A 13,095-nucleotide genomic window follows, 5' to 3' on the forward strand; every position below is an offset into this window, starting at 1 on the left:
CACAGCCCAGAACCTCGGGCTTTCCGGCAGTTTGGCGAACCAGGTCGCTGCCTTGGCCCGCGACACGGCGGCAACGACGCCCGGCGTGACGAGCGAGCCTGAGTACCTTGCACTTGCCCCGGAGGTCGATAGGCTCTCCGGGACGACACCGACGGGTGCCACCGGTGGTGGCGGTGGTGCCGCAGGCGGTGGCGGTGGTGCTGCCGGTGGCGGTGGCCCAGGCGGCGGCAATGGTGGCGGCAACTTTGGCCCGCAGGCTGATCGTGCTGCGAGCGCTGGCGTTGCCGGCTGATCCCTAGCGTAGAACAAAAAGGCCGTGGTCCAACTCGGGCCACGGCCTTTATTGTGAGTTGTTGTGCCCCGCGGCTTTTGTGGGGCGTTTTCGGTTATATATGTCCCGCGCATGGCGAGTTCGTCGCAGTGCACCCATCTTGGGCATAGTTAACCAAGCATTTCTTTTTTCGAGATTCCTTCGTCTGGCAGCACGTTTCGGGCGTCTTGTCCGCTTGGTTGGCGGCGTGATTTCGGTCATAGTGATAGCGTCGAAGTAGGTTCAAGGAAGTTTTCTTCAAATGGATTCATCCGAGTTCGATGTTCGCAACGCAATTGGTCTCGTTCGCCGCCAAATTTGGCTGATTATTTCAACGGTCCTCATTATCGTCGGTTTGGCAGCCGTTTATGTATTCCTGCAAACACCGACCTACACAGCGTCGACACTAATTCTTGTCGATCCCCGTCAAAAGAATGCGCTGGATCCTGAAAGCCAGATGTCGCTTTTGCCAACCGACAATGCGCGGGTTGAAAGCGAAGTCGAGATTTTGAAGTCTCCCTCGACCCAGCTCCAGGCGATTTCCCGCCTCGGGCTGGTCAAGGATCCGGAATTCGGTGTCAAGCTCAGCACCGTCGATCGGCTGATGGTCTTTCTCAAGATCAAGACGATGGAAAACCTGCTGGCTGATACCGACGCTCAGCTGCGCTCCGTGCTATCCCGCTTTTCCGACAACGTCTCCATCGCGCGCCGCGGCCTGACCTATGTAATCAGCGTCTCGGCGACGTCGTCCGATCCGGCGAAGGCGGCTTTGATCGCCAACACGCTTTCCAGCACCTATATCGACGCTCAAGTCGATGCCAAGATTTCCAATGCCTTGAGCGTGCGCGACGCCCTCAACCGCCGTTTGGCTCAGGCGTCGACGACGATCAACGAGTCCGAAAATCGGATCGACGCCTTCGTCAACGAGAACATCGAAAAGGTGGGCAACGAGAGCACCCGTGCCGACATCGCGGCCATGCGTACCAACCTCGAAGCCCTAAAAGCCCAAAGCATATCCGCTCAATCGCTTCAGGCGAGCGTCTCCACGCTGGCCGCCAACAAGGACTGGGACGGCATCGCCGCACAGCTGAAGTCCGATACTGTCAGTCAGATCAAGGCGGAACGTGACAAGGTTTTGGCCGACATCGGCAATGCCGCCGCAGGATCGAACCGCGAGACCAACCTGCGCGCCAGCCTCGCACAAATCGACCAGCGCCTCACCGATCAGGTTAATACTGAACTCGGCACATTGTCGGACCGTGTGAAAGCAGCCCAGCAGGAGCAGGACAAGTTACGGTCCTCCATCCGGGATACCGTGCTCTCCAGCAACCTCTCCAATGACGTCATGGTCAAGATCTACGAGCTCCAGCAGGAGTCGACGGTCGCCAAGACGCTCTATCAGGATTTGTTGCAGCGCCTGCGCGGCGTCGAAACCCAGGCCGATTTGCAGCTCGCCGACAGCCGCATCGTGTCGTCGGCGCTACCGCCGGATGGGCCAAGTGCCCCGAAAACCAAGTTGATCCTAACGCTTGCCATTGTCGCTGGTCTTGGTCTCGGCCTCGGCCTCGCGTTCCTGAATGAAAATTTCATCGGTGGCTTCACCTCGGATCAGCAGTTCGAAGCGGTGCTCGGTGTACCTGTCATTTCGTCGATCCCGCTGCTGTCGCGCGCCGGGCGCTCAGTCACCGAGCGATCTCAGGTGGCCAGCGAACTCCTCGATCATCCGCTGACGGCCTATAGCGAGTCTATCCGGCGCATCCGGCTCGGCCTCGAGAATATTCTGAGGCGCAAACTGCAGGACAAGAGCCGGGAGGGCGGTCTTATCATAATGGTCGGCTCGGCCATCCCCGGCGAAGGCAAAACGACAACCGCCATCGCCATCGCCCGCGCCTTCGCCATGTCCGGCAAGCGCGTTCTCTTGGTCGACTGCGATCTTCGTCGCCCCTCGATCGCCCCGTCCTTGGGATTGACCCCCGAAAGCGGCCTTGCCGACTATCTGACCCTGTCGCTCGATTCCCAGTCGATCCGCCAGTTCGTCACCAAGGACAAGGTGCCCGGGCTCGACATGATCGTCGGCAAGAATACCCATAGGACGTCGACCGACAGCCTCATCGAAACGGCCCAGTTCAATCTTCTGATGGAACTTGCCAAAGAGCGTTTCGAAATCATCGTGCTCGACACGCCGCCGATCCTGCCGGTCGTCGATGCACAATATCTCGCCACGCGCGCTGATATCGTGACTCTGGTCGTCCATTGGGCTTCCACGTCCCAGCGTGATGTCCGCTCGGCGATCAATGATCTCAAGACCACCGCTGGCGAGGACCTGCCGATCGCTGCCGTACTCTCCAAGGCCGAACTCGGCGTCGGTTCCTATCGGAACAAGTACAACAGCTATTACTACTACGCTCCGGAGAGCTGACCCACCCTCCAGGTGGGGAGCCTGCCTTCTTAAGCTCCGAGATGACAAAGCGGGCGCCATGAAAGCGCCCGTTTTTCATTTTCCTTTCCGGGAGGAAACTGGGCTACCCTCACCTTCGTTGACCGGCGGGGCCGCCGAGACTAGACCTTGGCGCCACACGTCTGACGGAGTCCGCCCATGAAGCTTCTGCTGTCGCTGATTGCCGCATGGTCCATAGCCTTCCCGGCGCATGCCGGCGAGCCATCAGGGAACAGCGGGCGCAGAGTTGCCGTCAGGATCGCCACAGCCCGCTTGGCGCCCTATGGCGAGACGCTGGCATTGACCGGTGAGATCCGGGCACGTGCATCATCCCAATTGTCCTTTCGCGTTTCCGGTCGTATTGCCGAGCGCTTCCGCGACGTCGGCGATCATGTGAAGAAAGGCGATCTTCTCGCCCGCCTCGATCCCAGCCAGCAGCAGGCCGACGTCGCCAATGCCGAAGCGGCGTTGGCCGCCGCCGAAGCCGGTGCCCGCCAGGCGGCATCAGCCTTCGATCGACAAAAGGCTCTGCTCGATAAGGGCTTTACCACCCAGTCGGCCTTCGATGCTGCGACGAAGGCAGTCAGAACGACTGGCGGCACTGTCGATTCGGCCAAAGCCGCCCTCGACATCGCCCGGGCCAATCTCGCCTATACCGAACTGCGGGCCGACGCCGACGGCGTCGTCACCGCCCGCACCGCCGATGCTGGCGAAGTCGTCGCCGCGGCCCGGCCAATCTTCGTCATCGCCGCCGACGGTCCACGCGACGCCGTGTTCGACGTTTACGAACAACTCTTCCTGTCGATCACCACCCGGCCAGACGTCACGGTTGGTCTGGTCAAGGATCCGTCCGTCACCGCGCCGGGCAAGGTCCGCGAAATATCGCCGACCGTTGAGACGAGAACCGGTACCGTTCGCGTCAAGGTTGATATCGGCAACCCGCCCGCCGCCATGAGCCTTGGTGCGCCGGTCACTGGTCACATCGCCGGTCGAAAGAGTCCGGCAGTGGTGCTACCGGCCGGCGCCTTGAACGAAAACGACGGCACCGCCGCCGTGTGGGTGGTCGGCACCGACGGGATAAGCGCCGAACTGCGCCCGGTCGGGGTCGCCGCCTATACCACCAACAGCATTGTGGTTGAGTCCGGCCTAGCCGATGGTGACCGCGTCGTCATCAATGGTGGCAAGCTGCTCCGTCCAGGTGCCAGCGTGGAAATCGTTGGGGAGGACGCGCCATGATCGGTCGTCTAGCTGGTATGGCTCTGATCGGCCTGGCACTTTCCGCCTGCCAGGAAAAGACCGAAACGCCGCCACCGGTACGGCCGGTCCTATCGGCGCGCGTCGCAGTCGACGATGTCGCACAGCAATCCTTTGTTGGCACCGTCGAGGCGCGCGACAAGGCCGATCTCAGCTTCCAAGTGCTGGGTCGGCTGATGACGCGCAACGTGGACGTCGGCGACCTGGTTCGTGCAGGCGACCTTGTCGCCACCATCGACGCGACCACGCTCGACCTGACTACCCGTTCGGCTCAGGCGGCGCTCGGCAACCGCCGCGCCGAGCGGGAAAATGCTGCCTCTACCGTCGCTCGCGTCGGGGCGCTCCGGGCAAGCGGCACAGCGGCCGAGGCCAGCCTTGACGACGCACGAGCTGCTTTTGACGCCGCCGACGCCGCCGTTCGTCAGGCGGAGGCCGATCTTGCCAAGGCGCAAGACGCCCTTGGATACGCCCAGCTCCGAGCCGGATTTGGCGGCGTCGTCACCGCCACCGGCGCCGAACCCGGACAGATGGTGGCCGCCGGTCAGAGCGTCGTCACCCTCGCCAAGCCCGATCCTCGCGACGCGGTCATTGATATGCCCGATTGGATGGCCGGTACGCTGACGCCGAATGCGCCTTTCGTCATCGCGCCGCAGATTGCCCTCAACCAGCTCATTTCCGGCCGGCTCCGGGAAATCGCGCCGGAGGCCGACCCGATCACCCGCACCCGCCGGATCAAGATCGCCCTTTCCGAACCGACCAGCCTGTTCCGTCTCGGTTCCACTGTCGAGGTGCGGGCCGAGAGGCAGGCGGCGTCAACCATTACCCTGCCGAAGACGGCGGTACTTTCACGCGAAAACGCCAGCTTCGTCTGGGTGGTCTCCGTGGATGAGACGAGCACCACGGCGCGGCGCGAGGGCAGCGTGACCCTCCGGCCGGTCACCATAGCACCAGCGGATGAGGGTCGCCTTCGGATCCAATCAGGCCTTACAGCCGGCGAGCGCGTCGTTATCGCCGGCGTTCACTGCCTGACTGACGGGCAAAGGGTTTTGGTACCGGTTAGCGGCCTCAAAGACGCCGGGGGAGATGCATCGTGAAGAGGTTCAATCTCTCGGACTGGTCGCTCGGTCACAAGTCACTCGTCTGGTACTTCATGATCGCCTTCACGTTGTTCGGCGTGTTCTCCTATATCAACCTCGGCCGCGAGGAAGATCCCTCTTTCACCGTCAAAACCATGGTGATCCAGGCCTATTGGCCCGGTGCCTCGGTCACCGAGATGACCCGACAGGTGACCGACCGCATCGAGAAGAAGCTGCAGGAGCTCTCGAACCTCGACTTTACGCGCAACCTGACACGGCCGGGCGTCACCACGGTGTTCGTCAATCTTCGCAACGACACCAAGGCGGCCGATGTCGACGGCACCTGGGTGCGCGTGCGTAATCTGATTTCCGACATTCGGGGCGAACTGCCGGACGGTGTGGTCGGTCCCTTCTTCAACGACGATTTCGGCGACGTCTACGGCAACATCTACGCGTTGACCGCCGATGGTTTCACGCCGCGCCAGCTGCGCGACTATGCCGAGGATATCCGCACCCGTATTCTCTCGGTCGAAAACGTCGGCAAGGTGGAAATTATCGGCGCGGAAGATGAGGTGGTTTATCTCGAGTTCTCGCCGCGCCAGCTCGCCGCTTACGGTCTCGACGAGAAAGCAGTGCTGACCAGCCTCGCCGAGCAGAATGCTGTCAATCCATCCGGCACCATAGAGACCGGCTCCGAACGGGTATCGGTGCGCGTCACAGGCGAATTCCGCTCGGAAAAGAGCCTCGAAGCCGTCAATCTCCGCGTCAACGGCCGCTTCTTCCGCCTGTCCGACGTGGCCAAGATCACCCGCGGCTACGCAGACCCGCCGAGCGAGCTGTTCCGCTACAACGGCCAGCCGGCCGTTGCCATTGCCATCGGCATGAAGTCCGGCGCCAATCTCCTGAAATTCGGCGATGCGCTTCGGGCCGAGATGGCCAAGATCGAAGCGGAGCTGCCGGTCGGCATCACCGCCTATCAAGTTGCCGATCAACCTCAGCTGGTTGAAAAAGCGGTCTCCGGCTTCACGCGGGCGCTATTCGAGGCCATCGCCATCGTCCTGCTGGTCAGCTTCGTCAGCCTTGGCCTCCGAGCCGGCTTGGTGGTGGCGCTGTCCATTCCGCTGGTGCTCGCCATCACGTTCATGGTGATGGAAACATCGGCCATCTCGCTGCAACGCGTGTCGCTCGGCGCGCTGATCATCGCCCTCGGCCTCCTTGTCGACGACGCGATGATTGCCGTCGAGATGATGATCGCCCGTCTCGAAAAAGGCGACTCGCTGAGGACAGCGGCGACAGCCGTCTACACGTCCACCGCCTTTCCGATGCTGACGGGTACGCTGGTGACAGTGGCCGGGTTCATTCCTGTCGGTCTCAACTCGTCGATGGCCGGTGAGTTCACCTTCACCATGTTCGTCGTCATCGCCGTGTCGCTCTTGGTATCCTGGATCGTTGCCGTGCTGTTCACGCCGTTGATCGGCGTCACCGTACTGCCGGCGAAACTGAAACATCAGAAAACGCAAAAGACCCGCTTCGCGCGCGGTTTCGAACGGCTGCTGATTGTTGGCCTGCGCAACCGGTTCATCGTCATCGGCCTGACGCTCCTCGCCTTTGGCACCGCGCTCTACGGTCTCACCCACGTCCAGCAGCAGTTCTTCCCCGATAGCGATCGTTCCGAACTGATCGTCGACTTTACGCTGCCGCAGAATAGCTCCATCGAAGAAACCGGCCGGGTGATCGCCCGCTTCGAAAAGGATATGCTAAGCGGCAAGGACGGTGTCGATCACTGGTCGTCCTATGTCGGCCGCGGCGCCGTGCGCTTCCTGCTCACCTTCGACCAGGAGCCAGCGGCGCCCTATTTCGGCCAGCTCGTCGTCGTCGCCCGCGACGAGGAGACGCGCGACCGTCTCAGGGGGGAGTTCTCCGAGTATCTCCGCCGCACGTTCCCCGGTGTCGACAGCTTCGTCCACCTCCTGGAAATCGGCCCGCCGGTCGGTCGTCCGGTCGCCTACCGTCTATCCGGACCGGATATCCAAGATGTCCGCGACGCTGCCCGGCAACTCGCTGCCGTCATCGCCACCAACACGCACGTCGAGAACGTGGTCGCCGATTGGGGTGAGCCAGGACGCGTCGTCAAGGTCGATGTCATGCAGGACAAGGCACGCCTTCTCGGTGTCTCCTCTCAGGATATCTCCAATGCGCTTTATGGGATCATCGGCGGCGCCACCGTCACCAAGATCCGTGACGACATCTATCAGATCGATGTCATCGGCCGTGCCGTCTCGGAAGAGCGCAACTCCATAGAAACACTGAAGAATCTGCAACTCTCGACCCAGACCGGATCGAGCGTACCGCTCGCTGCCGTCGCCAACCTGCGTTACGTGCTGGAGCAGCCGGTGGTGTGGAGCCGCAACCGCCTACCGACCGTCACCGTCAGGGCGGCGCGTGCCGACATGACGCAGGCAGACACCATCGTCAAGCAGCTGAAGCCGGCCATCGATGCCTTCGCGTCCACGCTGCCGGCCGGCTATCGGGTGGAAACCGCCGGCTCGGCCGAAGAGTCCCAAAAGGCCAAGGCGCCGATCATCGCCGTGGTGCCATTGATGATCTTCATCATGCTCACCGTGCTGATGATCCAACTGCAGAGCTTCAGCCGCCTCATACTGGTGGTGGCGGTGGCGCCGCTGGCGTTGATCGGCGTGGTGGCGGCGCTGCTGCCGACCGGAGCGCCGCTCGGCTTCGTCGCCATCCTCGGCGTGCTGGCATTGATCGGCATCCTGATCCGCAACTCGGTGATCCTGGTGGACCAGATCGAACGGCTGAGGGCAGAAGGCATGCCGGCCTGGAACGCCGTGATCGAAGCGACCGGCCACCGTTTCCGGCCGATCGTGCTGACGGCGCTGGCGGCCAGCCTCGGTCTCATCCCGATCGCCAGCGAGGTTTTCTGGCAGCCGATGGCCTTCGCCATGATTGGCGGCATCATCGTCGGCACCGCCCTGACGCTGATCTTCCTGCCGGCGCTCTACGTCACCTGGTTCCGCATCCACGAGGAGAAGGCCGCGCCGCCGGCTGAGCCTGCCTGAAATCAACCCGACAGCATCGGGCGGAAGGCGTCGCGGATCATATCGAGCGCGGTGATCCGGCGGATTTCCGCATCGACGAAAGCGTCATCCCTCAGGCGGGCGGGTCGATCGATGGAAAGGCGGGCGACGATCCGTCCCGGTCGCCCAGCCAGAACCACCGCCCGGTCGGCGAGCCGCACCGCTTCGGACAGGTCGTGCGTCACCAGCGCGACCGTCACGCCGCGCTCCTGCGCATCGAGGCGGACAAGCTGCTGCATCTCCCGTGACAGACCGACATCGAGCGCTGAGAACGCCTCGTCGAGCAGCAAGAAATCGGGTTCGACGGCAAGCGCTCGCGCCAGCGCCACCCGTTTCTTCATGCCGCCGGACAACTGATGCGGATAGAGGCCAGCATCGTCATGGCCGAGACCGACCTTGATCAGCATCGACCGCACCCGGCTGAGGCGCTCGGCACGCGACAGCCGCTGGCCGGCCAGACCGAAAGCGACATTACCGCGCGCCGTTCGCCACGGCAGGAGGAGCGGGTCCTGAAAGACAAAGGCCGGCCGCTCGAACGGCCGTTCGATGCGGCCGGCGTCGGGCGTCAGAAGACCGCCGAGAATATGCAGCAGCGTCGTCTTGCCGGAACCCGATGGCCCGAGGATGGCCAGAATACCACCCCGCGGTATCCCGAGGTCGACGCCGTCGAGCACTTTGATGCCGGCAAAGCCATGCATCACGCCGCTGGCGATGAGCGCACCATCGCCGCTCATGCCGCCTCCCCCGGAAGACCGCGCCGCCAGGTCTCGAAATAGCGGCGCACCGGTTCGATGATGAGACGATCGACGATGAGCAGCAACGCCACCACCGCGACCACCCAGGCCATGGTCTTGGCGGTGTCGACCTCGGCGCGAGCCGCCGCGAGACCATCGCCTATGCCGCCTGCCCCGGTGAGAAGCTCAGCCATCACCGCCACCTTCCAGCTCATGGCGAGCGCCGTGCCGAGTGCCGGCAAAAGATGAGAGAGGACATGCGGCAGATAGACATCGACGATCCGGGCACCAAGCGGCACGCGGAAGGCGCGCGCCATGGTCCGCAACCCGCCATCGACGGTGCGAGTGCCCTGCGCCGCCGCGACAAACACCAGGGGACCCACGGCAACCGCCACCGAGAAGGTGGCGGCAAGGCCCGAGCCACCGAACCACAACAGCGACAACACCACCCAGGCGATGGCCGGCACGCCGATCAAAATGGTGGCAAGCGGCTGCAGCATGGCTTTTGCCGGCCTCGAACGCCCGGCGAGCCCACCCAATAGCGAACCGGCCAGCGTCGCGACGATAAAACCGCTCAGCGCATCGCGCGCCGTCGTCAGAACCGCCGGTCCGAGTTCGCCGCCAGCGCCCAGGCGTCCCAGGGCGAGGAGTGTCGCCCAGGGCGACGGCAGCACGAAATCGCCATAGGCGCGGTGTCCGATTTCCCAGAGTCCCACGATGATGACAAGCCCGAGCATCGCCCAGCGGCGTTCGCCACCGCCGGCGAGCCGGCGCCAGGAGATCCTCGGCATGGTCTCAGCTTCCCCAATAGAAGATGGATTCCGGCAGGCGCCCGGCGACGATATCCGGCGACAGCGACATCAGAGCCTGAAAATAGGCTTCAAGGTCGGCTTTGGCATTCAGCGCCGATGTCACCTTCAGGCGGAAACGCGGCAGCGAAGCCTCAATGATCGGCACTGGCAGCTTCAAAGGATCGGCGATCAGTGCTGCCGCCGCTTTCGGGTTGTCGCCCACCCAGCCAGCAGCCTCCACCGTGGCGGCATGTAGCGCCGCGACGATATCGGGATGAGCATCAAGGAAAGCCTCCGTCACCGCGAGGCCGGCCTGCGGAATGCCGGCGGGCCGGCCGCTGTGCGCCGCGTAAAGCTCGGTAACGTCGAGAGAACGCGTCACCGCAATACCCGCCTGCTTGGCTTTGATCTCAGCAGCGCTTGCTGCCGGCTCCGGCAGCACCGCGGCGTCCGCCTTCCCCGCTAGAAGCAGTGGCACCGCTTCGGCCGACGTACCGACATAGGAGAGCGTCACATCTCGATCCGGATCGAGCCCGGCCGTCTTGAGCACGAAGCGAGTGAGAAGGTCGGGTGCGTCATTCTTGGCACCAACCAGCAGCGTCTTGCCCCGGAGGTCTTCGATCCTTTCAAGACGCACGCCCTCGCCGGCGAAGATATAGAGCAGCCCCCACGTCAGAACATTAACGAGGCGAACGCCGGCGCCACGATTGAACAGATTGGCCGCGGCATAGCTCGGCGCTGCAAACAGCGAAATATCGCCCGAGACCACGCCCGCCCGCATCTGGTCGGCGGTACGCCAGACATCGAAGCGCGCGTCACCCACCAGCGACGACAGCGCGCCGGACGCCACGGCCCGCGCCAACACCACCGATGGCGACGCCGGCATGCCCCACACCGTCAGATGGTCGAGCGCGGCGGCACGAGCTGGCAGCGCCATGAGGCCCACGACGGCGGTCAGGCATTCGAGAAAGTGGCGGCGGCTCATGCCGATGGGCATGGAGAAAGCTGTCATGACAGAACCTGGAGTCGAGCGGCAGAGCCGCATTCTGAGAGGGGGCTGCTCGACACTAGACCAATTCTCGGTCCGGGGAAATTGCCGCGCTTAAGGACAGACACAGGAGGAACAACGGATTGAAAACCAAGTTATTCCGAAGAGATACGGATAGGGTTTTACCTTCATACGCGATAACCCGTAGCGTCAAAGCTGAGAACGGGAAGCATCTAAATCGAAAAAGAGAAAAAGCAACTACATAAGCTGCTTCGTTTGACTTTCCTCATTGCTGTTCACATGCCAGATGCGTATGGGATGCTCGATACGGACACATTTCCCCGAGGGTCGCTCGCCTGTGACAGACTTGCCGGGGAACGCCCAACCAAATGGGGGTGGCAGCATGGCACAGGTTGTTTATGGCGTGTGGGACGGCGTCGTCCACGATTACCGCCAGGGGAAGACCGTGGAGGGCGCGACGCCTCCCGACCTCAAGGATTTCGAATTCTTCGACGAGAACAATCCGATCCGCGCCTTCGTTGCCGATCGTGGCTTCTTCGTCTTCGATGAGAAGGTCAACCTCATCGACACCTTCTGGCAGTACCTCAGCAAGGCCGCTGCGGAATCCTGCGGCAAATGCACCCCCTGCCGCATGGGCACCGTGCTGGTGCGCGATTCGCTCGGTGCCATGCGCCGCGGCCAGGAGGGCGACCTCAGCCTCGACGAGATCGCAACCATGGCCGAACAGATGCGCGCCACGTCGCTCTGCGGTCTCGGCCAGTCCTGCGGTACCGCCCTGGGCAAGGCCATCGCCGCTTTCCGCGACGAGTTCGAGGCCGAGCTTGCCAAGAAGGAGCCGGCCCGGCAGCAGCACGCCATGAGCTACATGACGGCGCCCTGCATCGAGGCCTGCCCGTCCAAGGTCAATGTGCCCCGCTACATCGACTACATCCGCGATGGCAAGCCCGAGCACTCGCTGGGCGTCATCCTGCAGAAGTATCCGATGGCCGCCACCTGCAGCCGCGTCTGCGTTCGCTTCTGCGAAGCGGCCTGCCGCCGCAAGATGGTCGACGAAGCGGTCGGCATCAAGATCCTTAAGCGCTACGTAGCCGAATACCAGACCGGCGCACACCCGCTGGTGTTCTCCAAGGAGATGATCGCCAACATCCTGCCGGAAGATCAGCGCGTCGCCGTCGTCGGCGCCGGCCCGGCCGGTGTATCCTGCGCCTATCACCTGCTGATGCGCGGCTACCATGTCGACATCTACGAAGCTCAGGGCGAGATGGGCGGCATGGCCGCCATCGGCATTCCGTCCTACCGCCTGCCGAAGGATGTTCTCCTCAACGAGATGAACGCCATCACCAAGCTCGGTGGCCGCTTCTTCTTCAACCAGCGTCTCGGCAGGGACTTCTCGGTCGATGACCTGACGAAGCGCGGCTACAAGTCGGTGTTCCTTGCCCTCGGTTGCCAGGAAGGCACCAAGATGGGCTGCGAGAACGAAGACACCAGCCTCGTGGGTTACGAGTCCGGCATCGGCTTCCTGCTCAAGGTCCACGACCACGTCGCCGGCATCAAGACCCACAATATCGATGGCGAAGTTGTGGTGGTCGGCGGCGGCAACGTCGCCATGGACTGCGTCCGCTCGGCCATCCGCATGGGTGCCAAGAAGGTCCACCTTGTCTACCGCCGCACCGAGGCCGACATGCCGGCCGACCACGAGGAAGTCGTGGCCGCCCATGCCGAGGGCATCGAGTTCCATGTGCTGACCAATCCGCTGTCCATCATCTCGGAGAACGGCAGGGTCACCGGCGTCAAGCTGACCAAGATGGAACAGACCGAAATGGACGCCAAGGGTCGCCGCAACGTGCGGCCGATCCCCGGTAGCGAATACGTCATGCCCTGCTCGGTGGTGATCGCCGCCATTGGCCAGCAGGTTGACACCGGCTCGGTCAAGCCGGAAGACGGCGTCGAGATGAGCAAGTGGAACTGGGTCGTCGCCAACAAGGAAACGCTGGCTACCTCGCGGCCGGGCGTGTTCGCCGGTGGTGACTGCTACCTCGGCCCGTCGACGCTGATCGCCGCCATGGCCGACGGCCTCAAGGCCGCCCGCAACATCGACGACTATCTGCGGCGGGGTTCGACCCGCTTCTTCCCGCGCTCGCGCATGCGCAAGATCCTGGAGAACAACAAGCTGTTCTCCAACGATTGCATCGAGGTGCCGGTCAGGAACGAATACCGCGTCCACCATCCGGAACTGTCGCCGGAAGTGCGCAAGACCATGTTCGGGGAAGTCGAGCAGATCATCAGCTCGGAGGACGCCTACAAGGAGTCCATGCGCTGCATGCGCTGCTACCGCATCTATTCCGTGATCACCGAACACTCCATCCCCGAAGGAGCGGCGTGAGAC

Annotated in this window: 9 protein-coding genes; 6 read left to right on the top strand and 3 right to left on the bottom strand. The window is 63.0% G+C overall.

Going from position 1 to position 13,095, the window contains the following annotated elements; genetic code table 11:
• Positions 1–155 precede the first annotated feature (155 nt).
• The 5 genes from G522_RS30365 to G522_RS0108020 all read left to right on the top strand — a co-directional run bounded on the left by G522_RS30365 (position 156) and on the right by G522_RS0108020 (position 8,157).
• On the top strand, positions 156–299 hold the full coding sequence (locus tag G522_RS30365; protein ID WP_210162903.1) for a hypothetical protein: 144 nt from the start codon (positions 156–158) through the stop codon (positions 297–299).
• Positions 300–572: 273 nt separating this feature from the next.
• The gene (locus G522_RS0108005; protein ID WP_026790590.1) at positions 573–2,729 is read left to right on the top strand and encodes a GumC family protein; all 2,157 of its coding nucleotides are present in this window, start codon (positions 573–575) and stop codon (positions 2,727–2,729) included.
• Between the two features lie 177 nt (positions 2,730–2,906).
• On the top strand, positions 2,907–3,983 hold the full coding sequence (locus tag G522_RS0108010; RefSeq protein ID WP_026790591.1) for an efflux RND transporter periplasmic adaptor subunit: 1,077 nt from the start codon (positions 2,907–2,909) through the stop codon (positions 3,981–3,983).
• A complete protein-coding gene (locus tag G522_RS26075; RefSeq protein WP_051228440.1) occupies positions 3,980–5,095 on the top strand; it encodes an efflux RND transporter periplasmic adaptor subunit in 1,116 nt (371 codons plus the stop codon). Before G522_RS0108010 ends, G522_RS26075 begins: the two co-directional genes overlap by 4 nt.
• Positions 5,092–8,157: an efflux RND transporter permease subunit gene (locus G522_RS0108020; RefSeq protein WP_026790592.1), complete on the top strand. Its 3,066-nt coding sequence runs from the start codon at positions 5,092–5,094 to the stop codon at positions 8,155–8,157. Before G522_RS26075 ends, G522_RS0108020 begins: the two co-directional genes overlap by 4 nt.
• A gap of 2 nt (positions 8,158–8,159) precedes the next feature.
• Here the strand turns inward: G522_RS0108020 and G522_RS26080 are convergent, their stop codons facing one another.
• Genes G522_RS26080 through G522_RS0108035 form a run of 3 tightly spaced genes read right to left on the bottom strand, consistent with a single transcriptional unit; the run spans position 8,160 to position 10,712 of the window.
• A complete protein-coding gene (locus tag G522_RS26080; protein WP_051228441.1) occupies positions 8,160–8,909 on the bottom strand; it encodes an ABC transporter ATP-binding protein in 750 nt (249 codons plus the stop codon).
• Positions 8,906–9,700 carry an ABC transporter permease gene (locus G522_RS26085; RefSeq protein WP_036838586.1) on the bottom strand — a complete coding sequence of 265 codons (795 nt, stop codon included), beginning with the start codon at positions 9,698–9,700 and terminating at the stop codon, positions 8,906–8,908. Before G522_RS26085 ends, G522_RS26080 begins: the two co-directional genes overlap by 4 nt.
• Positions 9,701–9,704: 4 nt before the next feature.
• Positions 9,705–10,712: an ABC transporter substrate-binding protein gene (locus G522_RS0108035; RefSeq protein ID WP_156886874.1), complete on the bottom strand. Its 1,008-nt coding sequence runs from the start codon at positions 10,710–10,712 to the stop codon at positions 9,705–9,707.
• A gap of 379 nt (positions 10,713–11,091) precedes the next feature.
• Between G522_RS0108035 and G522_RS0108040 the strand changes: the two genes are divergently transcribed.
• Positions 11,092–13,092 (top strand): FAD-dependent oxidoreductase, encoded by a 2,001-nt coding sequence (locus G522_RS0108040; protein WP_026790594.1) that lies wholly within the window; start codon positions 11,092–11,094, stop codon positions 13,090–13,092.
• Positions 13,093–13,095: the final 3 nt, after the last annotated feature.

Source organism: Pleomorphomonas oryzae DSM 16300, assembly GCF_000422965.1.
GTDB classification, from domain to species: domain Bacteria; phylum Pseudomonadota; class Alphaproteobacteria; order Rhizobiales; family Pleomorphomonadaceae; genus Pleomorphomonas; species Pleomorphomonas oryzae.

Coding starts and splice junctions, on each gene's coding strand:
- G522_RS0108005 (WP_026790590.1), top strand. CDS start 573: ATGGATTCATCCGAGTTCGATGTTCGCAACGCAATTGGTCTCGTTCGC.
- G522_RS0108010 (WP_026790591.1), top strand. CDS start 2,907: ATGAAGCTTCTGCTGTCGCTGATTGCCGCATGGTCCATAGCCTTCCCG.
- G522_RS26075 (WP_051228440.1), top strand. CDS start 3,980: ATGATCGGTCGTCTAGCTGGTATGGCTCTGATCGGCCTGGCACTTTCC.
- G522_RS26080 (WP_051228441.1), bottom strand. CDS start 8,909: ATGAGCGGCGATGGTGCGCTCATCGCCAGCGGCGTGATGCATGGCTTT.
- G522_RS26085 (WP_036838586.1), bottom strand. CDS start 9,700: ATGCCGAGGATCTCCTGGCGCCGGCTCGCCGGCGGTGGCGAACGCCGC.
- G522_RS0108035 (WP_156886874.1), bottom strand. CDS start 10,712: ATGACAGCTTTCTCCATGCCCATCGGCATGAGCCGCCGCCACTTTCTC.
- G522_RS0108040 (WP_026790594.1), top strand. CDS start 11,092: ATGGCACAGGTTGTTTATGGCGTGTGGGACGGCGTCGTCCACGATTAC.